This window comes from Stenotrophomonas sp. JAI102, assembly GCF_013409105.1.
GTDB classification, from domain to species: Bacteria; Pseudomonadota; Gammaproteobacteria; order Xanthomonadales; family Xanthomonadaceae; genus Stenotrophomonas; species Stenotrophomonas maltophilia_AA.
In genome coordinates this window covers 1,493,113-1,513,137 of sequence record NZ_JACCCI010000001.1, presented here as the reverse complement: position 1 = coordinate 1,513,137, position 20,025 = coordinate 1,493,113, and the positions used below count along the sequence as shown (strand labels likewise).

19 protein-coding genes are annotated in these 20,025 nt (G+C 66.6%); 11 read left to right on the top strand and 8 right to left on the bottom strand.

Annotated elements, in window-relative coordinates:
* Window positions 1–142 precede the first annotated feature (142 nt).
* The 7 genes from HDC96_RS07095 (at window position 143) to HDC96_RS07065 (ending at window position 8,033) form a co-directional block, all read left to right on the top strand.
* Window positions 143–901 (top strand): gamma-glutamyl-gamma-aminobutyrate hydrolase family protein, encoded by a 759-nt coding sequence (locus HDC96_RS07095; protein ID WP_179459312.1) that lies wholly within the window; start codon window positions 143–145, stop codon window positions 899–901.
* The gene (locus HDC96_RS07090; protein ID WP_179459311.1) at window positions 898–2,295 is read left to right on the top strand and encodes a glutamine synthetase family protein; all 1,398 of its coding nucleotides are present in this window, start codon (window positions 898–900) and stop codon (window positions 2,293–2,295) included. Before HDC96_RS07095 ends, HDC96_RS07090 begins: the two co-directional genes overlap by 4 nt.
* Window positions 2,296–2,429: 134 nt before the next feature.
* On the top strand, window positions 2,430–3,536 hold the full coding sequence (locus HDC96_RS07085; protein ID WP_102789220.1) for a polyamine ABC transporter substrate-binding protein: 1,107 nt from the start codon (window positions 2,430–2,432) through the stop codon (window positions 3,534–3,536).
* Between the two features lie 173 nt (window positions 3,537–3,709).
* Window positions 3,710–4,843, top strand: a complete 1,134-nt coding sequence (gene potA, locus HDC96_RS07080) for a polyamine ABC transporter ATP-binding protein (protein WP_070426989.1) — start codon at window positions 3,710–3,712, stop codon at window positions 4,841–4,843.
* Window positions 4,840–5,751: an ABC transporter permease subunit gene (locus HDC96_RS07075; RefSeq protein ID WP_176989562.1), complete on the top strand. Its 912-nt coding sequence runs from the start codon at window positions 4,840–4,842 to the stop codon at window positions 5,749–5,751. Before potA ends, HDC96_RS07075 begins: the two co-directional genes overlap by 4 nt.
* On the top strand, window positions 5,748–6,593 hold the full coding sequence (locus HDC96_RS07070) for an ABC transporter permease subunit (RefSeq protein ID WP_176989563.1): 846 nt from the start codon (window positions 5,748–5,750) through the stop codon (window positions 6,591–6,593). Before HDC96_RS07075 ends, HDC96_RS07070 begins: the two co-directional genes overlap by 4 nt.
* A 75-nt stretch (window positions 6,594–6,668) precedes the next feature.
* The gene (locus HDC96_RS07065) at window positions 6,669–8,033 is read left to right on the top strand and encodes an NAD-dependent succinate-semialdehyde dehydrogenase (RefSeq protein WP_179459310.1); all 1,365 of its coding nucleotides are present in this window, start codon (window positions 6,669–6,671) and stop codon (window positions 8,031–8,033) included.
* A 94-nt stretch (window positions 8,034–8,127) separates the two neighbouring features.
* Here HDC96_RS07065 and HDC96_RS07060 read toward each other — a convergent pair whose 3' ends face one another.
* The 8 genes from HDC96_RS07060 to miaB all read right to left on the bottom strand — a co-directional run bounded on the left by HDC96_RS07060 (window position 8,128) and on the right by miaB (window position 15,899).
* A complete protein-coding gene (locus tag HDC96_RS07060) occupies window positions 8,128–9,126 on the bottom strand; it encodes a magnesium and cobalt transport protein CorA (protein ID WP_176989565.1) in 999 nt (332 codons plus the stop codon).
* A gap of 15 nt (window positions 9,127–9,141) precedes the next feature.
* Entirely contained in the window at window positions 9,142–10,398 is a 1,257-nt protein-coding gene (locus HDC96_RS07055; RefSeq protein WP_179459309.1) for a DUF4105 domain-containing protein, read from the bottom strand.
* Between the two features lie 8 nt (window positions 10,399–10,406).
* Window positions 10,407–11,288: a transporter associated domain-containing protein gene (locus HDC96_RS07050; RefSeq protein ID WP_176989567.1), complete on the bottom strand. Its 882-nt coding sequence runs from the start codon at window positions 11,286–11,288 to the stop codon at window positions 10,407–10,409.
* A gap of 65 nt (window positions 11,289–11,353) precedes the next feature.
* Window positions 11,354–11,947 carry a hypothetical protein gene (locus tag HDC96_RS07045; protein ID WP_179459308.1) on the bottom strand — a complete coding sequence of 198 codons (594 nt, stop codon included), beginning with the start codon at window positions 11,945–11,947 and terminating at the stop codon, window positions 11,354–11,356.
* Window positions 11,948–12,027: 80 nt separating this feature from the next.
* A complete protein-coding gene (locus HDC96_RS07040; RefSeq protein WP_179459307.1) occupies window positions 12,028–12,714 on the bottom strand; it encodes a hypothetical protein in 687 nt (228 codons plus the stop codon).
* Window positions 12,715–12,769: 55 nt separating this feature from the next.
* The gene (gene ybeY, locus HDC96_RS07035) at window positions 12,770–13,255 is read right to left on the bottom strand and encodes an rRNA maturation RNase YbeY (protein WP_019185849.1); all 486 of its coding nucleotides are present in this window, start codon (window positions 13,253–13,255) and stop codon (window positions 12,770–12,772) included.
* The gene (locus HDC96_RS07030) at window positions 13,252–14,238 is read right to left on the bottom strand and encodes a PhoH family protein (RefSeq protein ID WP_179459306.1); all 987 of its coding nucleotides are present in this window, start codon (window positions 14,236–14,238) and stop codon (window positions 13,252–13,254) included. The genes ybeY and HDC96_RS07030 overlap by 4 nt, the downstream gene beginning before the upstream one ends.
* A gap of 329 nt (window positions 14,239–14,567) precedes the next feature.
* Window positions 14,568–15,899 (bottom strand): tRNA (N6-isopentenyl adenosine(37)-C2)-methylthiotransferase MiaB, encoded by a 1,332-nt coding sequence (miaB, locus tag HDC96_RS07025; protein WP_343202999.1) that lies wholly within the window; start codon window positions 15,897–15,899, stop codon window positions 14,568–14,570.
* A gap of 251 nt (window positions 15,900–16,150) precedes the next feature.
* Here miaB and HDC96_RS07020 point away from each other — a divergent pair, with 251 nt between their 5' ends.
* The 4 genes from HDC96_RS07020 to HDC96_RS07005 all read left to right on the top strand — a co-directional run bounded on the left by HDC96_RS07020 (window position 16,151) and on the right by HDC96_RS07005 (window position 19,898).
* Entirely contained in the window at window positions 16,151–17,104 is a 954-nt protein-coding gene (locus tag HDC96_RS07020; protein WP_179459305.1) for a lytic transglycosylase domain-containing protein, read from the top strand.
* Between the two features lie 172 nt (window positions 17,105–17,276).
* Window positions 17,277–17,897 carry a ubiquinol-cytochrome c reductase iron-sulfur subunit gene (petA, locus tag HDC96_RS07015; RefSeq protein ID WP_176989573.1) on the top strand — a complete coding sequence of 207 codons (621 nt, stop codon included), beginning with the start codon at window positions 17,277–17,279 and terminating at the stop codon, window positions 17,895–17,897.
* 2 nt (window positions 17,898–17,899) lie between these two features.
* The gene (locus HDC96_RS07010; RefSeq protein ID WP_179459304.1) at window positions 17,900–19,159 is read left to right on the top strand and encodes a cytochrome bc complex cytochrome b subunit; all 1,260 of its coding nucleotides are present in this window, start codon (window positions 17,900–17,902) and stop codon (window positions 19,157–19,159) included.
* Window positions 19,160–19,196: 37 nt separating this feature from the next.
* Entirely contained in the window at window positions 19,197–19,898 is a 702-nt protein-coding gene (locus HDC96_RS07005) for a cytochrome c1 (protein ID WP_257018660.1), read from the top strand.
* Window positions 19,899–20,025: the final 127 nt, after the last annotated feature.

The window sequence follows — 20,025 nt, the reverse complement described above, 5'->3', positions numbered from 1 at the left end:
CAACCGACGCGCGGAACAGTACGCAGTCTGTCGCAGCCTTTGCCGCCGGCATGTGATGGGTCGTGCTTCGCCAGCGCGGCCGCGTGTTGCGCGGGGTCTGCGCGCAGGGGTAACGTGGCCGCAGGTCATCCGAGCATGACGCATGGTCTCGCCCCCCTGGGTCGGCCTGCCCACCGACAGCACGATGCTGGGCCATCACCGCTTCGCGGCGGTGGGTGAGAAGTACCTCCACGCGCTGATCGAGGCGTCCGGCGTCATGCCGGTGCTGCTGCCCAGCCTGCAGCCGCCGTTGCCGGCCGCGCATTGGCTGGATCGCCTCCAAGGCGTGCTGCTGACCGGCGCGGTGAGCAACATCGAGCCGCATCTGTATGCCGGGCCGCCGAGCTGGCCGGGCAATCGCCACGATCCGGCACGCGATGCGAACGCGCTGTCGCTCCTGCACGAAGCGCTGGCGCGCGACCTGCCGGTGCTGGCGATCTGCCGCGGTTTCCAGGAGTTGAACGTCGCCCTGGGCGGCAGCCTGCATCCGCGTGTGCACGAGATACCGGGGATGAGCGATCATCGTGAAGATCCGGATGCGCCCGTCGAGGTGCAGTATGGTCCTGCACATGACATCCGGCTGTCCGACGGCGGTTGGCTGGCCGGTTGGGCCGGGGCATCGTCGGCGCGGGTCAATTCCGTGCACGGGCAGGGCATCGATCGCTTGGCCGAGGGGCTGCAGATCGAGGCCGTCGCCGAGGACGGCCTGATCGAGGCCGCGCGCAGCACCACGCATCGTTTCGTGCTCGGGGTGCAGTGGCATCCGGAGTGGCGGGTGGCCGACAATCCGTTCTATCACAGTATTTTCCATGCCTTCGGCGATGCTTGTCGCCGCAACTCCCTTACAGCAGACCGGTCATGACCACCCGAACGCGTTCGCGCAAAGCCGCCGCCCCCAAGCCTGTTCCGCAGGAGAGCACGCTGCTGCGCTGGCTCAAGGACCGGCGGATCACCGAGGTGGAGTGCCTGGTGCCGGACATCACCGGCAATGCCCGCGGCAAGATCATTCCGGCCGACAAGTTCTCGCACGATTACGGCACGCGCCTGCCGGAAGGCATCTTCGCCACCACGGTCACCGGCGAATTCCCGGACGACTACTACGAGCTGACCTCCCCCTCGGATTCGGACATGATCCTGCGCCCGGACGCGGACACCGTCCGCATGGTGCCGTGGGCGACCGATCCGACCGCGCAGGTCATCCATGACTGTTTCACCAAGACCGGCGAGCCGCATGAGCTGGCCCCGCGCAACGTGCTGCGTCGCGTCCTCAATGCCTATGCCGAACTGGGCCTGCGCCCGGTGGTGGCACCAGAGCTGGAGTTCTTCCTGGTCCAGAAGAACACCGATCCGGACTTCCCACTGCTGCCGCCCGCCGGCCGCTCCGGGCGACCGGAGACGGCGCGCCAGTCCTACTCGATCGATGCGGTCAACGAGTTCGATCCGATCCTCGATCTGATGTACGACTACTGCGATGCGATGAAGCTGGACGTGGACACGCTGATCCACGAATCCGGCGCGGCGCAGCTGGAGGTCAACTTCACCCACGCCAACGCGATGGACCTGGCCGACCAGGTATTCCTGTTCAAGCGCACCATGCGCGAATCGGCGATGCGCCACGGCATCTATGCGACGTTCCTGGCCAAGCCGATGGAAAACGAGCCGGGCAGTGCGATGCACATCCACCAGAGCCTGCTGAAGATCAGCGACGGCACCAATGTGTTCACCGGCGAGCACGGCGGTGAGGATTTCAGCCCGCTGTTCGGCCACTACCTGGCCGGCCTGCAGAAATACGTGCCGGCCGCGATGGCGTTCTTCGCGCCAAACGTCAACTCCTACCGCCGGCTGATGTTCGGCGAAGTCTCGCCCAGCAACGTGCACTGGGGCTTCGACAACCGCACCTGCGGGCTGCGGGTGCCGCTGGACACGCCGGAGAACATGCGGGTGGAAAGCCGGTTCGCCGGTTCGGACGCCAACCCCTACCTGGCGATCGCCGCGACCCTGGCTGCCGGGCTGCTCGGCATCCGCGAGCAGGGCTCGCCGACCGCGCCGATCAGCGGCAGCGCCAAGGAGCTCGGCTACGACCTGCCGCGCTCGCTGGGCGAGGCGCTGGACGGGCTGGAAGGCTGCCCGGAGCTGCGCGAGATGCTCGGCGAGCGCTTCTGCCGCGCCTACGTGTCGGTCAAGCGCAAGGAATACGAGACCTTCTTCCGGGTGATCAGCTCCTGGGAGCGCGAGTTCCTGCTGCTCAACGTCTGACCCCGGGCACCCCCCATCCGGCATGGCCGTGAGGGCCGTGTGCTGGGAAAATAGGGACATGCCCGGTAGGCTGGCACCCGTTGCGCCGGTCCGGCCGGTTCCCCCCAACTCGCACCTGACCTGTGGAGAGTCCGATGAAGCTGCGAATCCTCACCCTCGGCATTGCCGTATCCGTGCTGACCGCCTGTGGCGGCGGTGACAAGCAGGACGACGCCAAGGTGCTGAACGTCTACAACTACAGCGATTACATCGCGGAAGACACCATCCCGAATTTCGAGAAGGCCACCGGCACCAAGGTGACCTATGACGTGTTCGACAGCGATGAGATGGTCGAAACCAAGCTGCTGGCCGGTAACAGTGGGTACGACGTGGTCGTGCCGACGCTGAACTTCTTCGGCCGCCAGATCAAGGCCGGCGTGTTCCTGCCGCTGGACAAGAGCAGGATCCCGAACCTGGCCAATCTCGATCCGAGCGTGATGAAGCGCATCGCGCAGCAGGATCCGGGCAACGAATACGGCGTGCCGTACATGATCGGCACCACTGGCATCGGCTACAACGTGGAACTGCTCAAGCAGCGCTTCGGTGGCAGCACCGAGATCGCCAACAGCTGGGACCTGATCTTCAAGCCCGAAAACATCGCCAAGATGAAGGACTGCGGGATCACGATCCTGGATACGCCGTCGGACATGATCCCGATCGCGCTGCATTACCTGGGCGAGGATCCGCACAGCCAGGACCCGGCCACGCTGGAGAAGGCCGCCGCGCTGCTCAAGACCATCCGCCCGTACGTGCAGAACTTCCACTCCTCGCAGTACGTGGGCTCGCTGGCCAACGGCGGTACCTGCCTGGTGGTGGGCTGGTCCGGTGACATCATCCAGGCCCGTGATCGCGCGGCCGAGGCCTCCAACGGTGTGACCGTGGCGTACTCGATCCCGCGCGAAGGCGCCCCGCAGTGGTTCGACATGCTGGCCATCCCCAAGGATGCCAAGCACCCGGAGGCTGCCTATGCCTTCATCAACTACCTGCTGGAGCCGAAGGTCGCCGCGGCCAACACCAACTTCATCCATTACGCCAACCCGGTGACCACGGCCACGCCGCTGGTGGACGAAGCGATCCGTACCGACCCGACCATCTACCCGCCGGCCGACGTGGCGGCGAAGATGTTCACCTATTCGATCAACACGCCCGAGGTCGACAAGCTCTACACCCGGCTGTGGACCGAGGTGAAGACCGGGCGCTGACCCGCCCCCTGCGACGCCGGCCCCGTGCCGGCGTCGTCGTTTCAGGGGGAGGGGCGGCAATCCGCCCCAGGCCCGGCAAAGCGGGCCGCCCTGCCGGGTAGCGCATGACGCCACCACGACCGGTAAAATGGGATGCTCCCCCCGTCCTGCCGCCGCTCCCGGAGCCGCCCCCCATGCCATTTGAAGCCAAGCCGGAAGGCGCGGTCCTCCCGGTCCTGGAACCGGGCTACCTGTCCATCCGCGCGCTGCGCAAGGAGTTCGACGGCTTCGTCGCGCTCGATGACGTCACCCTGGACGTGCGCAAGGGCGAAATCTTCGCGCTGCTCGGTGGCTCCGGCAGCGGCAAATCCACGCTGCTGCGCTGCCTGGGCGGCTTCGAGACGCCGACCCAGGGCACCATCGACCTGGACGGCCAGCGCATCAACGCGCTGCCGCCGTACCAGCGCCCGATCAACATGATGTTCCAGTCCTATGCGCTGTTCCCGCACATGACGGTGGAGCAGAACATCGCCTTCGGCCTGAAGCAGGACGGCATGGCCCGCGACGCGATCAACCGCCGCGTCGGCGAAATGCTGGAGCTGGTGCAGCTGGGCAAGCTGGCCAAGCGCAAACCGCACCAGCTTTCCGGCGGCCAGCAGCAGCGCGTGGCGCTGGCGCGGTCGCTGGCCAAGGGCCCGAAGCTGCTGTTGCTGGATGAGCCGATGGGTGCGCTGGACAAGAAGCTGCGCTCGCAGATGCAGCTGGAGCTGGTCAACATCATCGAGACCACCGGGGTGACCTGCGTGATGGTCACCCACGATCAGGAAGAAGCCATGACCATGGCCACCCGGATCGCGGTGATGGACGCCGGCTGGATCCAGCAGGTCGGCAAGCCGGATGAAATCTACGAGCAGCCGGCCAACCGCTTCGTGGCCGAGTTCATCGGCTCGGTGAACCTGTTCGATGGCGTGCTGGACGAAGACCTGCCGGAGTACGTCACCGTGCGCACGCCGCTGTTCCCCGCGCCGATCTACGTCGCCCACGGTATCACCGGCTACGAAGGGCAGCCGGTGGCGTTCGCGCTGCGCCCGGAGAAGGTGATGATCGGCAAGGACGAGCCGGCCGGCGACACCAACAAGGCCCAGGGCGTGATCGAGGAGATCGCCTATTTCGGCAGTCACTCGGTGTTCCATGTGCGCCTGCCGAGCGGGGCCAAGGTGCTGTCCAACTTCGCCAACTCGCAGCGCTGGGCCAGCGATGGCCTGACCTGGGGTGACACCGTGTGGGTGCACTGGCGCGACAACGACGGCGTGGTGCTGACCTCATGAGCGCGACCGGCTGGAAGCGCTGGCTCCCGGGCACGCGCGCCGGCGTGATCGCCGCGCCGTACCTGTGGCTGCTGCTGTTCTTCGCGGTGCCGTTCGTGATCATCCTGATGATCTCCTTCGCGCGCACCCAGGTCGGCTCGCCGCCGTACACCTGGCTGCTGGAGTACGTGGACGGCGCCTTTTCGCTCAAGCTCAACCTCGGCAGCTACGCGGCCCTGGTCAAGGACAACCAGTACCTGCTTGCCTACCTGAGCTCGATCAAGATCGCGGTGATCTCGACCCTGCTCACGCTGCTGATCGGCTACCCGATGGCCTACGTGATCTCGCGGATGAGCCCGGCCGCGCGCAACGTGGCGATGATGCTGGTGGTGCTGCCCTCGTGGACCTCGTTCCTGATCCGCGTGTATGCCTGGATCGGCATCCTCGACCGCAACGGCCTGCTCAACCAGCTGCTGCTCAAGATCGGCGTGATCGATGCGCCGCTGCAGATCCTGTACACCCCGACCGCGGCCTACATTGGCATCGTGTACTGCTATCTGCCGTTCATGGTGCTGCCGCTGTACGCCAACCTGGTCAAGCTGGACAACCGCCTGCTCGAGGCCGCCTACGACCTCGGTGCCAAGCCGTGGCAGGCCTTCCTGCGGATCACGCTGCCGCTGTCGCGCACCGGCATCATCGCCGGCTGCATGCTGGTGATGATTCCGGCCGTGGGTGAATTCGTGATCCCGGAAATGCTGGGCGGGCCGGACACGCTGATGATCGGGCGCGTGCTGTGGGGCGAGTTCTTCAACAACCGCGACTGGCCGACGGCCTCTGCGGTGGCGATCGTGATGCTGGCCCTGCTGCTGGTGCCGATCCTGCTGTTCAACCGCATGCAGCAGCGCGAGCTGGAAGGAAAGCTGGCATGAGCATGGTGCGCAGCAACCGCTGGCTGGGCTGGAGCCTGCTCGGGCTCGGCTTCGCCTTCCTGTACCTGCCGATCCTGTTGTTGATGGTGTACTCCTTCAACGCCTCCAAGCTGGCCACGGTCTGGTCGGGTTTCTCCACGCGCTGGTACGGCGAACTGTTCAACAACCGGCAGATCCTGGATGCGCTCTGGATCAGCCTCAAGGTCGCGTTCTGGACCGCCTGTGCGGCCACCGTGCTCGGCACGATGGCGGCGATGGTGATGACCCGCATGCGCCGCTTCCCGGGCAAGACGCTGTTCGGGGCGTTGATCACCGCCCCGCTGGTGATGCCGGAAGTGATCCTGGGCTTCTCGCTGATGACCCTGCTGGTGGCGATGGGTGGCATCCCGGGTTTCCCGAGCCGCGGCGTGACCAGCATCTGGATCGCGCATGTCACCTTCACGTTGTCCTTCGTGACGGTGGTGGTGTCCTCGCGGCTGCAGGAGCTGGACCGCTCGCTGGAAGAGGCCGCGATGGATCTCGGTGCGAGCCGGCTGAAGGTGTTCTTCCAGATCACCCTGCCGATCATCGCCCCGGCGCTGGTGGCCGGCTGGCTGCTGGCGTTCACGCTGTCGCTGGATGACGTGGTGATCGCCAGCTTCGTGGCGGGGCCGAACTCGACCACCCTGCCGATGAAGGTGTTCTCCTCGGTGCGGATGGGCATCAAGCCCGAGATCAATGCGCTGGCCACCCTGATGGTGCTGGCGGTGTCGATCGCGGCGGTGATCGGGTGGTACATCACCGCGCGCACGGAAAAGCGTCGCCAGCGCGACATGCAGATGGCGTTGCAGGACCCCGGCTGAACGTGATCCCGATCCGGCAACATCCGGCTCACGTGGCCGGGCGCACACTGCGGGTCTGACTTTTGGAGACCCGCGATGACCGCTGACATCATCAATCCCGCGACCGGCCAGGTCACCTATCGCCACGAACTGCTCACCGACCAGGGGGTGGAACAGCGCCTGGCCGCCGCCGCTGCGGCCTTCCCGGCCTGGGCAGCACGCTCGCTGCAGGAGCGCGGGGCGATCCTGCGTGCCATCGCCGGCCAGCTGCGCCAGCGCAAGGGCGACATCCAGCAGGCGATGACCACCGAGATGGGCAAGCTCAAGGGGGAGGCGCTGGGCGAGATCGAGAAGTGCGCCGAGGCCTGCGAGTTCTACGCCGACCACGCGGCCGATTACCTCAAGCCGCAGCTGATCGATACCGAGGCCCAGCGCAGCTACGTGCGCTATGAGCCGATCGGCTGCGTGTTCGCGGTGATGCCGTGGAATTTCCCGATCTGGCAGGTGTTCCGTTTCCTCGCGCCGGCGTTCATGGCCGGCAACGTGGCCCTGCTCAAGCACGCCAGCAACGTGCCGCAGTGCGCGGACCTGATCCTGGCGGTGTGCCGCGATGGCGGCCTGCCCGAGGGCGTGTTCGATGTGCTGCATATCGACAACGACCAGGCCGCCGAGGTGCTGCGCGACAGGCGGATCAAGGCGGTCACCCTGACCGGCAGCGAACGCGCCGGGCGCTCCATCGCGGCCAATGCCGGTGACCAGCTCAAGAAGTGCGTGATGGAACTGGGCGGCAGCGACGCCTTCGTGGTGCTGGACGATGCCGATCTCGAGAAGACGGTCGCCGCAGCAGTGAAGTCACGCTTCGACAACAGCGGGCAGACCTGCATCGCCGCCAAGCGGTTCATCGTGGTCGATGCGATCGCCGATGCGTTCGTGGAGAAGTTCGTCGCCGCGGCAGGCAAGCGCGTCTACGGCGATCCGCAGGACGAGAAAACCACGCTGGCCCCGATGGCACGCGCGGACCTGCGCGACGAGCTGCACAAGCAGGTGCAGGACAGCATCGCCAAGGGCGCCACACTGCTGCTCGGCGGCGAGCCGGTGGCCGGCTCGCACGCGGGCTATCCGGCGACCATCCTGGACAACGTCACCCCCGGCATGCCGGCCTACGACGAAGAGTTGTTCGGCCCGGCTGCGGCGATCCTGCGGGTCAGCGACGAGGCAGAGGCACTGCGCGTGGCCAACGACACCAGCTTCGGGCTGGGCGGCAGCGTCTGGACCACCGATGCGGTGCGCGGCGAAGCCATCGCCCAGCAGCTGGAATGTGGTGCCGCCTTCGTCAACGCCATCGTCAAGAGCGACGTGCGCCTGCCGTTTGGCGGCAGCAAAAGATCCGGCTTCGGCCGCGAACTGGCCGAGCACGGCATCCATGAGTTCATGAACATCAAGACCGTTTACGTGGCCTGAGGCCACCGATCGGGGTAGGAGCCGACCGTTGGTCGGCTCACCGCCTTGGCGACCAACGGTCGCCGTCGTAGCGACCAACGGTCGCTACCTACACCTACAGCCAGCGGGCGCGCTTGAACAGGCGGTACAGGCCCACGCACACCGCGCCCACGCCGATGATCATGGCGGGGTAGGCCCAGGGCTTGTCCAGTTCGGGCATGTGGGTGAAGTTCATGCCGTACCAGCTGGTGATCAGGGTCGGGGCGGCCAGCAGCGCCGCCCACGCACCCAGGCGCTTCACCGTCTCGCCCTGGGCCAGGGTCACCAGCGACAGGTTCACGCTCAGTGCGGTACCCAGCATCTCACGCAGGGTGTCGATCACATCGCTGATCCGCACCGCGTGGTCGTGCACGTCGCGCAGGTACAGCTTCACTTCGTCGGGCACCAGGTCGCCCTGGTAGCGCTTGATCTGCGAGAGCATGTCCTGCAGCGGCGCGACCGCCATGCGCATCTTGTTGAGCTCGCGCTTCAGTTCGTACAGGCGCACCACGGTATGGCGCTTGTAGTTGTCGGAGAAGATGTCCTTCTCCAGCAGCTCCAGCGTGTCGCGGTAGCGCTGGGTGATCGGCAGGTAGTTGTCGACCACGAAATCCAGCACCGCATACAGGCAGTACGACGGCCCCATCGTGCGCAGCAGCTCCGGCTCGCGCTCGACGCGGGCGCGCGGTGCCGCGTACGACAGCGAGGCGCCATGGCGCACCGTGACCAGGAAGCGCGGCCCGAGGAAGGCATGCGTTTCGCCGTACTGGATGCGTTCGTCGACCATCTGCGCGGTGGTCACCACCACGAACAGCGAGTTTCCGTACGCCTCCACCTTGGGCCGTTGATGGGCGTTGCGCGCGTCTTCGATGGCCAGTGAGTGCAGGCCGAATTCTTCCTGCAGCTTCAGCAGTACGCTGTCCTGGGGCTCGTAGAGTCCCACCCAGACGAAGCCGTTGTCGCTGGCGATCACATCGCTGATCGCGTCCAGGCTGATGTCGTGGCGTTTGCCCTGGTCATCGTAGTGAACGCAGTTGATGACGCAGGCGGGATTTTCGGGTGTGACGGTATCCATGCCGGGCATCGTGCGTCAGCGGCCCGTGACGGGCAGGTCACGGCGGGCCAGCGCCCACGCCAGTGCCACGTGGATCGGCAGCAGCAGCACGATCCACTGCAGGTTGTACTGCGCCTGCAGCGTGAGCCAATGCAGCACCAGGCCCAGCAGCGAGAGGCCAGCGACCGCCCATAGCACGTTCCGGAACCATGCACGCGGCACGCGGCCGCGCAGCACGGTGATCGCGCCGGGCAGGAGCAGCAGGCACAGCGGCGAGAGCTGCAGCAGGTTGCGGTTGGCCCAGGCGGCCTGGTGCGCGCTGAAGCCCCACAGGTAGGTCAGCAGGGCGCCCCCGATGCCGCAGAACAGCCAGAACGGCAGCGCCAGGCCGCCAAGCAGACGCCGCCGGCGGCGCAGTGCGACCACACCCGCGGCGGCGATCAGGCCGCACAGCAGCCAGGGCCACCAGCGCCGGGGCGACTCGGCCGGTTCCGGGGCGATCCGGTGCGGCAGCAGCTCCTGCTCGGCCTGTACCAGCGGGCGACCTTCGCTGTTGCGCGCCTGGCGCAGCGCATCGGCCAAACGCATCGGCACGAACGCTTCCTGCCAGCGCGATAGCGGCTGGTCGGCGAACGGGCCCAGGCCGATATCGAAGCCCAGCCACATCCACGGCGACGGCGACGCCAGGCGCACCGATTCACTGCGGTAGGTGTTGCCGCGCGAGCGCCCGGACAGCTGCGAATGCAGCCCACCGCCGAGCGCACCATCGATCGCATCGCGGACCATGGTGGCGCAGTTGGCGGTGTAGTAATCGTAGTGGTAGCGCGCGTTTTCCGGCTTGGCGCGCTCGGCCAGCGAGGCGGCCAGGGCATGCGCCTGGTCCGGCGTCAGGTCCAGCCACTGCACGCTCGCGCCACGGCCGCTCTCCTGGTAGTACGACAGGTCCTGCCCGAGCGGCAGCGCGACCAGGTAATACATCATGTCGCCGCGGACGAAGTTGCCGATGAAATCGGACTCGCTCGGATCGAAGTAACCGAAGTTGTAGGAGGTGGCGTCGCCGGTGACCGGGTCGACCACGACCAGGGCGTCATGCCCGAAGCGTTCGAAGAAGATCTCGCCCGGCTGCATGGTGACCACGCCGATGCGCGGCGCTGCGGCGACGGAGGCCGGGGCATCACTGACCGGCGCGGCATCCTGCGCGGCCAGCGCCCCGAAGGGCAGGCTGGCCATCGCCATCAGCGAGAACACGAACAACAGGCGGCACAGCGACCACCGATTCAAAGGGGGCCGCATGGCGTGGGTCAATCCTCGTTGTGGGTGTCAGGCGGCAGTACGGTCACGTGGAACGCCTGCACGCGGCGGGCATCGGCACGCGCGACCCGGAACACGAAGCGATCCAGGGTGAGTTCGTCGCCGGTTTCCGGCAGGTGCCCGATCGCCTCGGTGACCAGGCCACCGATGGTGTCGTAATCATCATCGGGGAACGTGGCGCCGAAACGCTCGTTGAAATCCTCGATCGCGGTCAGCGCGTCGACCACGTACTGGCCGTCGGCCTGGATCGCGATCTGCGAGGTGTGGTCCTCGGCTTCGTCGTGCTCGTCGTCGATCTCGCCGACGATCTGTTCCAGCACGTCCTCGATGGTGACCAGCCCGGCGACACCGCCGTACTCGTCGACCACGATGGCCATGTGGTTGCGCGACAGCCGGAACTCCTTGAGCAGCACGTTGAGCTTCTTGGCTTCGGGGATCAGTACCGCCGGGCGCAGCAGCTCGCGGATGTTGGCCGGCCCGTTGTCGGCGACCACGCCGCGCAGCAGGTCCTTGGCCAGCAGGATGCCGAGGATGTCGTCCTTGTTGTCGCCATGCACCGGGAAGCGCGAATGGCCGGATTCGACCACCTGCTTCATCAGTTCAAGGAAGGGGGCTTCGACCGGCAGGGAGACCATCTGCGAGCGCGAGATCATCACGTCGCCGACGGTGAGCTCGGCCACCGCGATGGCACCTTCCATCATCCGCAGCGTGTCGGCGGCGATCAGGCCGTCTTCGTGCGCGGTGTGCAGGACCGCCACCAGCTCGTCGCGGGTGTGGGGTTCGCCGGAGAAGGCAGAGGTCAGGCGTTCGAGCCAGCTGCGCTTCTTTTCATTGTGCTCCTGGGTGGAGCTACTACTGTCGTCTTCAGACATCTCTGGAAAAAAAGGCACCCGGCGTGCCGGGCGTTGGATTTAGTCTATCAGGATGCGGGCGCCTGTCAGCGGCCTGCCGAGGGGGGATTCACGCCCGGCGCGGGGCCCGGGGCGGCGGCCGGGGGCGGGGTCTCCTCTTCCGGCGGCAGGTCCAGGCTGTAGGTACAGCCGGCCAGGGTCTTGCCGGGGTGGGACTTGACCGTGGACAGGCTCAGGATCACGGACTCGATCAGGGCCTCTCCGGTACGCGGGTCGGTGACGTCGCGGCTGACCAGCTCGCGGCCGGCCATGAACTTCTCCGGGGTATCCACGCCGTCTTCCAGGGCCAGACGCTTGGCCAGCGGGCGCGGATCGGCCAGGTCCAGGATCGCCATGATGCTGGCCCCGGCCACCGTGATGTACTCGGCGCGCTGGCCGAAGACCGTGATCGGCGCGGCCAGGCGGAATTCGGTCATGAACTGGTTGGTCTGCGGCAACGGCTGCAGGCCATTGGCGACCGCCTTGAGCGGGTCCGCCACGACCGGGGCGACGGCATCGTAATCGCTCACGCTCTTGCGGCATTCAATCAAGGCGGCCAGGTCCAGCGGCGAAGCGTCGGCAAACGCCGGGGCAGGCAGCAGGCCGAGCAGGCCCAGGCAGGAAAATCGCAACGGGGTCATCGGAACAGGTCCATTAACAGGCGTGCACGGCACGGACGCGGCGACGATCATAACGGGGGGCGGCCCCGCGTGGCAGGCCGTCAGCGACGCCGCAGCAGCCAGCGCAGCGTGGCGGTGAAGGTGACGATCGCGATCCCCGCCGCGCACAGGACCAGCGCGGCGGTGCCCAGATGGATCGCGGCCGGACCGCTGGCGGTGACCGACAGCAGCGCGCGCCCGAAAATCAGGGCGAACGACGCGGCAAGGACGAACAGGAAGGCCACCTGCACCGGCCGTGCGCGGAAGGTCGACGACTGGGCCGGCGCAACGCCATCGCGGCGGACCCAGCGATACAGCGTGCGCCACCCCAGCGGCGCGGCCAGTGCGGCCGCCAGTCCCGACCACCCCATCACGCTCAGGCTGGTCGCGCTCAGCGCAGGACCGCCCGGGCCCGCGAGCAGGCGCGGCAGGACCAGGCCCGAGACCAGGCAGGTGAGGGTGCCGCCGATGAGTACCACCGCCGACAGGATGGCCAGGCGCCCGGTGCACGCGACGGAGAGAGGGGAGCGCCGCTGACGCGCCATCCACCAACTGCGTGCCGGGGCCAGCGACAATCGTGCAATCACCACCGACAGCGCCAGGATGCCCCACCGCAGCGCGATGGGGTCGCGGCCGGAGGGCGTCAATGCGGGGAGGCCCGGAGCACCAATGAGCGCGTAGAGCAGCGCGGCCAATGACAGGGCAAGCAGGACCGGGCCAAGCGCGGAACGACGATCAGGAATCGACATGGCGGCATACGTCCTTGTATGGCAGGAGATTCAGCACAGGCAGCGTGGCTGCCGCTCAGCGCTCGCCGGCATACGGATCGGCGATGCCCAGTTCGGCCAGGATGTCACGCTCCAGCTGTTCCATGGCATCGGCTTCCTTCTCGTCCTCATGGTCCCAGCCGAGCAGGTGCAGCACGCCGTGCACGGTGAGGTGCGCGTAATGGGCGTTGAGCGCCTTGCCCTGTTCGTCCGCCTCGCGGGCGACCACCGGGGCGCAGATCACCAGATCGCCGAGCAGGGGGAACTTGACTCCCTTGGGCAGGCCCTCCGGCAGTTCGGCCGGGAAGCTGAGCACGTTGGTGGCGTAATCCTTGCCGCGGTAATGGCGGTTCAGGGACTGGCCTTCCTTGGCGTCGACCAGGCGGATCGCCAGGTCGGCCTCGCGGATGCGGCCCTTCAGGGCCGCGGCAACCCACTTGCGGAAGCTCACCGCCGACGGCAGGCCGGCGCGGGGCAGGGCGTAGTTGATCGCGACGTCCAGTCGCACGGGACCACGGGTCATGGGGCTGCTCCGGGTTGGACCTGCTGCAGATCGCGGCGGTCGTAGGCGCTGACGATGCGGGCCACCAGCGGATGCCGGACCACGTCGCGCGCTTCGAAGAAGGTGAAGCTCACGCCCTCCACGTCACGCAGCACATCGATCGCATCGCGCAGGCCCGATTTCACGTGCTTGGGCAGATCGGTCTGGGTGAGATCACCTGTGACCACCGCCGTGGAGCCGAAGCCCAGCCGGGTCAGGAACATCTTCATCTGCTCGACCGTGGTGTTCTGCGCTTCGTCCAGGATCACGTACGCATCGTTGAGCGTGCGCCCGCGCATGTAGGCCAGCGGCGCGATCTCGATGACGTTCTTCTCCAGCAGCTTGAGCACTTTTTCCACGCCGAGCATTTCATACAGCGCGTCGTACAGCGGGCGCAGGTACGGGTCGACCTTCTGGCTGAGGTCGCCGGGCAGGAAGCCGAGCTTCTCGCCGGCCTCCACCGCGGGGCGGACCAGGATCAGGCGCTGCACGCGCGCTTCGTTGAGCGCTTCGACCGCGCTGGCCACGGCCAGGAACGTCTTGCCGGTACCGGCCGGGCCGATGCCGAAATTGATGTCGTGGGTGGTGATCTGGTGCAGGTAGCGCGCCTGGTTGGCGCCGCGGCCGCGCACCGTGCCGCGCTTGACCTTGATCGCCACGTCCTGGGCCTCGTAGGCACGCTCGACCACATGCTCCACGTTGGCCTGGTTTAGCCGCAGGTGGATGGCATGGCTGTCGAACACCACGTCGCCGGCCTCGGCGTACAGCGCTTCGATCAGGGCCTGCGCATCGGCGACCACGGCCTTGGGGCCGGTCACGCGGAAGACGTGGCCACGGTTGGCGATTTCCACGCCGAGTTTGAGTTCCACCTGGCGGAGATGTTCGTCGAACGGGCCGGCCATGTTCGCCAGGCGTTCGTTGTCTTCCGGGGTGAGGGTGAAGTCGCGTTGTGCGAGTGCGGTCATTGCGTCCGGCGGCCGCCGGTCCAGCCGACCGGGCCGCAAGCAGGGAAAGGGAGAACAGGGTAGCGCGGGTATCGGGCGGCCGCTACTTTTCCACACCGCCTGTGCAACGTCGGTGCAGCAACCTGTGGATAGCGCTCGCCAGCCCTTGTGCGGCAAAGGGTTCGATCGGGCGGTCAAAAAAGCGTCAACGATGCGTGCGTCGTGGCCCGGTCATCCACATCCCCTGTGGGTGGGCACGGGAGAAAGGTGTGGATAAGCCGCGTCGCCCCAATGCGGCCAAGGGCCGCGAGCACGTGATCATTTCATGACCAGTGCGCGCGGCGCGCGGCTCAGTCGGCGGTCACCATCCGCGCACGCAGCGAATTGCTGTACGCCTCGGTGATCACCACATCGACGAACTGGCCGATCAGGCGTGGGTGCCCCGGGAAATTCACCGAGCGCATGTTCTCGCTCTTGCCGGTCAACTCGTTCGGGTTGCGCTTGGAGGGACCTTCCACCAGCACGGTCTGCACGGTGCCGACCATCTTCTCGGAGATGGCCGCGGCCTGCTCGTTGATCCGGGCCTGCAGGCGCGACAGGCGCGCGTGCTTTTCCGCATCGGGGGTGGTGTCTTCCAGATCGGCGGCGGGGGTACCCGGCCGGCGCGAATAGATGAAGGAGAAACTCTGGTCGAAGCCCACGTCCTCGATCAGCTTCATGGTCTTCTCGAACTCGGCGTCGGTCTCGCCGGGGAAGCCGACGATGAAATCCGAGCTGATCGAGATGTCCGGGCGCACCGCGCGCAGCTTGCGGATCTTGGACTTGAACTCCAGCGCGGTGTAGCCGCGCTTCATCGCCGACAGCACGCGGTCGCTGCCGGCCTGCACCGGCAGGTGCAGGAAGTTGGCCAGCTGCGGCACATCGCGGTACGCGTCGATCAGCGAGTCGCTGAACTCCAGCGGATGCGAGGTGGTGAAGCGGATCCGGCCCACGCCGTCGATCTCGGCGATGGTGCGGATCAGCAGACCCAGATCGGCGAACTCGCCGTCGCCATACGGGCCGCGGTAGGCATTGACGTTCTGCCCCAGCAGGTTGATTTCCAGCACGCCCTGGGCGGCCAGCTGCGCGACTTCCACCACCACGTCCTCGAACGGGCGGCTGACTTCGGTGCCGCGGGTGTAGGGCACCACGCAGAACGAGCAGTACTTCGAGCAGCCTTCCATGATCGAGACGAACGCGGAGGCCCCCTCGGCGCGCGGTTCGGGCAGCGCGTCGAACTTCTCGATTTCCGGGAAGCTGATGTCCACCTGCGACCTGCCCGATTCGCGGCGCTGGCGGATCAGTTCCGGCAGGCGGTGCAGGGTCTGCGGGCCGAACACCAGGTCCACATGCGGCGCGCGTTTGATGATCGCCTCGCCTTCCTGCGAGGCCACGCAGCCGCCGACACCGATGATCACGCCGCGGCCGTTGTTCTTCAGTGCCTTCCAGTAACCGAGCTGGCTGAACACCTTCTCCTGGGCCTTCTCGCGGATCGAGCAGGTGTTCATCAACAACACATCGGCCTCGGCCGGGTCGTCGGTGAGCTCGAGTCCTTCCGAGGCGGCGAGCACGTCGGCCATCTTGGTCGAGTCGTACTCGTTCATCTGGCAACCGTGGGTCTTGATGTACAGCTTGCCGCGCACCGGTCCGGTCACCTGCGGCCTGGCACCGGGCAGGGGGAGCAGGTCGGGGCGGGGGGCGGTGCTGGCAGGAGCAGAGGCAGGCAGGGTAGAACCGGCCGAAGTCGGCGCGGTCGAAGCTGGCGTCCCGGTCATGGCGCTTATTCCAGTCGGGTGGGCGGGCAGGCAGCCGGATGGCTGCGGTGAGCAGGCCATTGTAGCCGGGTCGGGCTCCCCCCTTGGCAATCCCCGACGAATTGGGGACACTCCCGCTCATGAAGGGGATGTTGGGGATCGCTGCGCTGGCCTTGGCTGCGCTGACCGCTATGCCGGCCAGTGCGGGCACGCTGTACAAGTGTGTCGGCAGCGACGGCATCCCGAGCTACGTGAGCAAACGTGTGAGCGGGGCCAGCTGCAGTGTGATCAGCAGCTACCGGCCGGACCGCAGCGCGCCTCGCCGGGCCCTGCCGCCGCCGCCCGCGCCGGGCCCGGCGGCCCCGATCGCCAGCATGACGCCGGCGCCAGCCCCCGTCCGGGCCGACAGCGTCACCTCCGCCACCGCGATCACACCCGCCCCGGCTCCGGCCACGGCCACGGTGCTGACCGCACCGTCCGCCCCGTCCGCTGCCACCGGCAAGGCGGGGAAGGTGCGCAGTGGCCAGCTTTACTCCTATATGAAGGACGGCGTGCGCCACTACACCAGCGCGCGCCCGGCCGGCGTCGCCAGCCTGGGCCAGGTCCGCACCATCCACTACAGTTTCATCGAGCGCTGCTACGCCTGCGGGGCCAACCCGGCGGTCAACTTCGGCTCGGTGCGGCTCAACACCACGGCCTACCAGAGCGAGATCGCCGCCGCCGCGCGCGAGTTCGGGGTGGAGGAAGCGGTGGTCCGCGCGATCATCCACGCCGAGTCGGCCTACAACCCGACCGCGCTCAGCCGTGCCGGCGCGCAGGGGCTGATGCAGCTGATGCCGCCGACCGCGCGCCGCTTCGGTGTCAGCGATTCCTTCAATGCCTCGCAGAACATCCGCGGCGGCGTGCAGTATCTGTCCTGGCTGCTCAAACGCTTCAATGGCGATCTCACCCTGGCCGCGGCGGGCTACAACGCGGGCGAGGGCGCGGTCGACCGCCACGGCGGCGTGCCGCCCTACAGCGAGACCCAGTATTACGTGAAGCGGGTGGCCCTGTTGGCCGACCGCTATCGCGGCGCGGTGGCCAGCCATCAATAACCCATGGCGCCGGTGGTACCTGATGCCGTACTGTCGGGGGTAATGTCGTTCCGTAGTACCGCGTTGTGTGGCCGACTTCGGTTCAGCTACACTCGCGGCTGATTCAATGTGGACTGGCCCCCACCGGTCTGCTGGCAGCCTCAAGCTACCTAAATCAATATCGGAGTGCCGGATGGCCAACGATGGGGTAAACGATCCAGTCAACACTGGACGTCGACGGTTTCTTTCCGCCACCACTGCGGTGGTCGGAGCGGTCGGCGTCGGATTTGCAGCGGTACCGTTCATCAAGTCCTGGAATCCCAGCGCCCGCGCCAAACTGGCCGGTGCACCGGTGATTGCCGACATCAGTGCGCTCCAGGAAGGCCAGCGACTGGTCATGGAGTGGCGTGGACAGCCGATCTGGATCGTCAAGCGCTCCAAGGCCATCCTCGAGGCGCTGCACGGACTGGACGGCCGCCTGAAGGATCCCGGCTCGGGCGAGAAAGAACAGCAGCCCGAGTACGTGCTCAAGCAGAATCCCGAATTCCGCTCGATCAAGGCCGAGGTCTCGGTGCTGGTCGGGCTGTGCACCCATCTGGGCTGTTCGCCGGAAATGGTCGCCGAGATCCGTCCCGAGCCCTACGACCCCCAGTGGAAGGGCGGCTACTTCTGCCCCTGCCACAAGTCGCGCTTCGACATGTCCGGTCGCGTGTTCAAGGATGTTCCGGCACCGATCAACCTGCTGGTGCCGCCGCACCATTACCAGGACGACAACACCATCATCATCGGCGTTGATCCGCAGGGGGCGGCTTGATCATGGCCAACATCCTTTCCCGCACCGCCACCGGCGTCGCCGACTGGGTCAACGCGCGCGCACCGGGCCTCATGCCGGTCTATCGCAAGCACGTCAGCGAGTACTACGCGCCGAAGAACTTCAACATCTGGTACTACTTCGGCTCGCTGGCGCTGCTGATCCTGGTCAACCAGATCGTCACCGGCATCTTCCTGACGATGCATTACAAGACGAACGCCGCCGAAGCGTTCGCCTCCATCGAATACATCATGCGGGACGTGGAGTGGGGCTGGCTGATCCGCTACATGCACTCCACCGGTGCTTCGCTGTTCTTCATCGTGGTCTACCTGCACATGTTCCGCGGCCTGCTCTACGGCAGTTACCAGAAGCCGCGCGAGCTGGTCTGGATCCTCGGCATGCTGATCTACCTGGTGCTGATGGCCGAAGCCTTCATGGGCTACGTGCTGCCGTGGGGCCAGATGTCGTTCTGGGGCGCGAAGGTGATCATCTCGCTGTTCGGCGCGATCCCGGTGATCGGCACCGGCCTGACCGAGTGGATCATGGGCGACTACCTGCCCAGCGATGCCACCCTCAACCGCTTCTTCGCCCTGCACGTGATCGCACTGCCGCTGGTGCTGTTGCTGCTGGTGGTACTGCACCTGGGCGCCCTGCATGAAGTGGGCTCCAACAACCCGGACGGCGTGGAGATCAAGAAGGGTCCGAAGGGCAACCGCTGGTCGGCCATCGCGCCCACCGACGGCATTCCCTTCCATCCGTACTACACGCTCAAGGATGCGGTCGGCGCCGGCTTCCTGCTGATCATCGCCGCCTTCATCATCTTCTTCGCCCCGGCCTTCGGTGGGCTGTTCCTCGAGCACGACAACTTCACCGAGGCCAACCGCCTGGTGACGCCCGAGCACATCAAGCCGGTCTGGTACTACACCCCGTATTACGCGATGTTGCGGGTGGTGCCCAACAAGCTCGGCGGCGTGATCGTGATGTTCTCCGCGATCGCCATCCTGTTCCTGGTGCCGTGGCTGGATCGGGCGCGGGTGAAGTCCTACCGTTACCGCGGCCTGCTCTCGCGCGGCCTGCTGGGCATGTTCGCGGTGTGCTTCGTGTGGCTGGGCGTGATCGGCTCGGGCCCGGGTACGGATGCGCACGAGACCTACGTCGGCCGCGTGCTGACCTTCCTGTATTTCGCCTTCTTCATCACCATGCCGCTATGGACCAAGCTGGACAGGACCAAGCCGGTACCGGACCGGGTGACCACGCATGACTGACCACTGGATTGTCCGGCTGGCCTGCGCGGCGGCCCTGATGCTGGGTGTCGCGGCAGCCGATGCCGCCGAGGGCGCCAAGACCCTGCAGGCAGGCAATGACCTGAGCGATCGTGCCTCGCTGCAGCGCGGCGCGCAGCTCTACATGAACTACTGCTCCGGCTGCCACGCGCTGAAATACCTGCGTTACTCGCGCATGGCCGCCGATCTCGGGTTGAGCGAAGAGGAGGTCATGAACAACCTCAACTTCACCGGCACCCCGGTGGGTGAGCCGATCCCGGTGACGATGCCCAAGGCGCAGGCCGAGAAATGGTTCGGCAAGATGCCGCCGGATCTGAGCCTGATTTCGCGTGTGCGCGGCAGCGACTGGGTCTACACGTACCTGAAATCGTTCTACCTCGATCCCACGCGGCCGCTGGGCTGGAACAACACCGTGTTCCCGAATGCGTCCATGCCCAACCCATTGTGGGAAATGCAGGGGCTGCAGCATGCGGTGCACGGCAAGCCGGAGAACCCGGGTGAAGATCCGCCGGTGGTCGGCCTGAAGATCGAGCAGCCGGGCAACATGGATCCCGGGCAGTACGACCAGGCGGTGCGCGACATCACCAACTTCCTGGAGTATGCCGGCGAGCCGGCCGCGCTCAAGCGGCAGAAGCTGGGTGTCTGGGTGATCCTGTTCCTGGCGCTGCTGACCTTCCTGGCCTATCTGCTCAAGAAGGAATACTGGAAGGACGTCCACTGAGCCGCCGGACGCCGTCCTGTGTCGATCGTTCCTGCCGTGGGACGATCGACCTATTGGCTTTTGTGATGTGCGGTTGCACACTCGGGTACTGTGACGACCGTCGGCAATGGGCTGGCGGCGCCGATAC

Coding starts and splice junctions, on each gene's coding strand:
- HDC96_RS07055 (WP_179459309.1), bottom strand. CDS start 10,398: ATGCGGCCCCCTTTGAATCGGTGGTCGCTGTGCCGCCTGTTGTTCGTG.
- HDC96_RS07050 (WP_176989567.1), bottom strand. CDS start 11,288: ATGTCTGAAGACGACAGTAGTAGCTCCACCCAGGAGCACAATGAAAAG.
- HDC96_RS07075 (WP_176989562.1), top strand. CDS start 4,840: ATGAGCGCGACCGGCTGGAAGCGCTGGCTCCCGGGCACGCGCGCCGGC.
- HDC96_RS07005 (WP_257018660.1), top strand. CDS start 19,197: ATGCTGGGTGTCGCGGCAGCCGATGCCGCCGAGGGCGCCAAGACCCTG.
- petA (WP_176989573.1), top strand. CDS start 17,277: ATGGCCAACGATGGGGTAAACGATCCAGTCAACACTGGACGTCGACGG.
- HDC96_RS07070 (WP_176989563.1), top strand. CDS start 5,748: ATGAGCATGGTGCGCAGCAACCGCTGGCTGGGCTGGAGCCTGCTCGGG.
- HDC96_RS07040 (WP_179459307.1), bottom strand. CDS start 12,714: ATGTCGATTCCTGATCGTCGTTCCGCGCTTGGCCCGGTCCTGCTTGCC.
- HDC96_RS07060 (WP_176989565.1), bottom strand. CDS start 9,126: ATGGATACCGTCACACCCGAAAATCCCGCCTGCGTCATCAACTGCGTT.
- HDC96_RS07065 (WP_179459310.1), top strand. CDS start 6,669: ATGACCGCTGACATCATCAATCCCGCGACCGGCCAGGTCACCTATCGC.
- ybeY (WP_019185849.1), bottom strand. CDS start 13,255: ATGACCCGTGGTCCCGTGCGACTGGACGTCGCGATCAACTACGCCCTG.
- HDC96_RS07085 (WP_102789220.1), top strand. CDS start 2,430: ATGAAGCTGCGAATCCTCACCCTCGGCATTGCCGTATCCGTGCTGACC.
- HDC96_RS07030 (WP_179459306.1), bottom strand. CDS start 14,238: ATGACCGCACTCGCACAACGCGACTTCACCCTCACCCCGGAAGACAAC.
- HDC96_RS07095 (WP_179459312.1), top strand. CDS start 143: ATGGTCTCGCCCCCCTGGGTCGGCCTGCCCACCGACAGCACGATGCTG.
- HDC96_RS07045 (WP_179459308.1), bottom strand. CDS start 11,947: ATGACCCCGTTGCGATTTTCCTGCCTGGGCCTGCTCGGCCTGCTGCCT.
- HDC96_RS07020 (WP_179459305.1), top strand. CDS start 16,151: ATGAAGGGGATGTTGGGGATCGCTGCGCTGGCCTTGGCTGCGCTGACC.
- HDC96_RS07010 (WP_179459304.1), top strand. CDS start 17,900: ATGGCCAACATCCTTTCCCGCACCGCCACCGGCGTCGCCGACTGGGTC.
- potA (WP_070426989.1), top strand. CDS start 3,710: ATGCCATTTGAAGCCAAGCCGGAAGGCGCGGTCCTCCCGGTCCTGGAA.
- HDC96_RS07090 (WP_179459311.1), top strand. CDS start 898: ATGACCACCCGAACGCGTTCGCGCAAAGCCGCCGCCCCCAAGCCTGTT.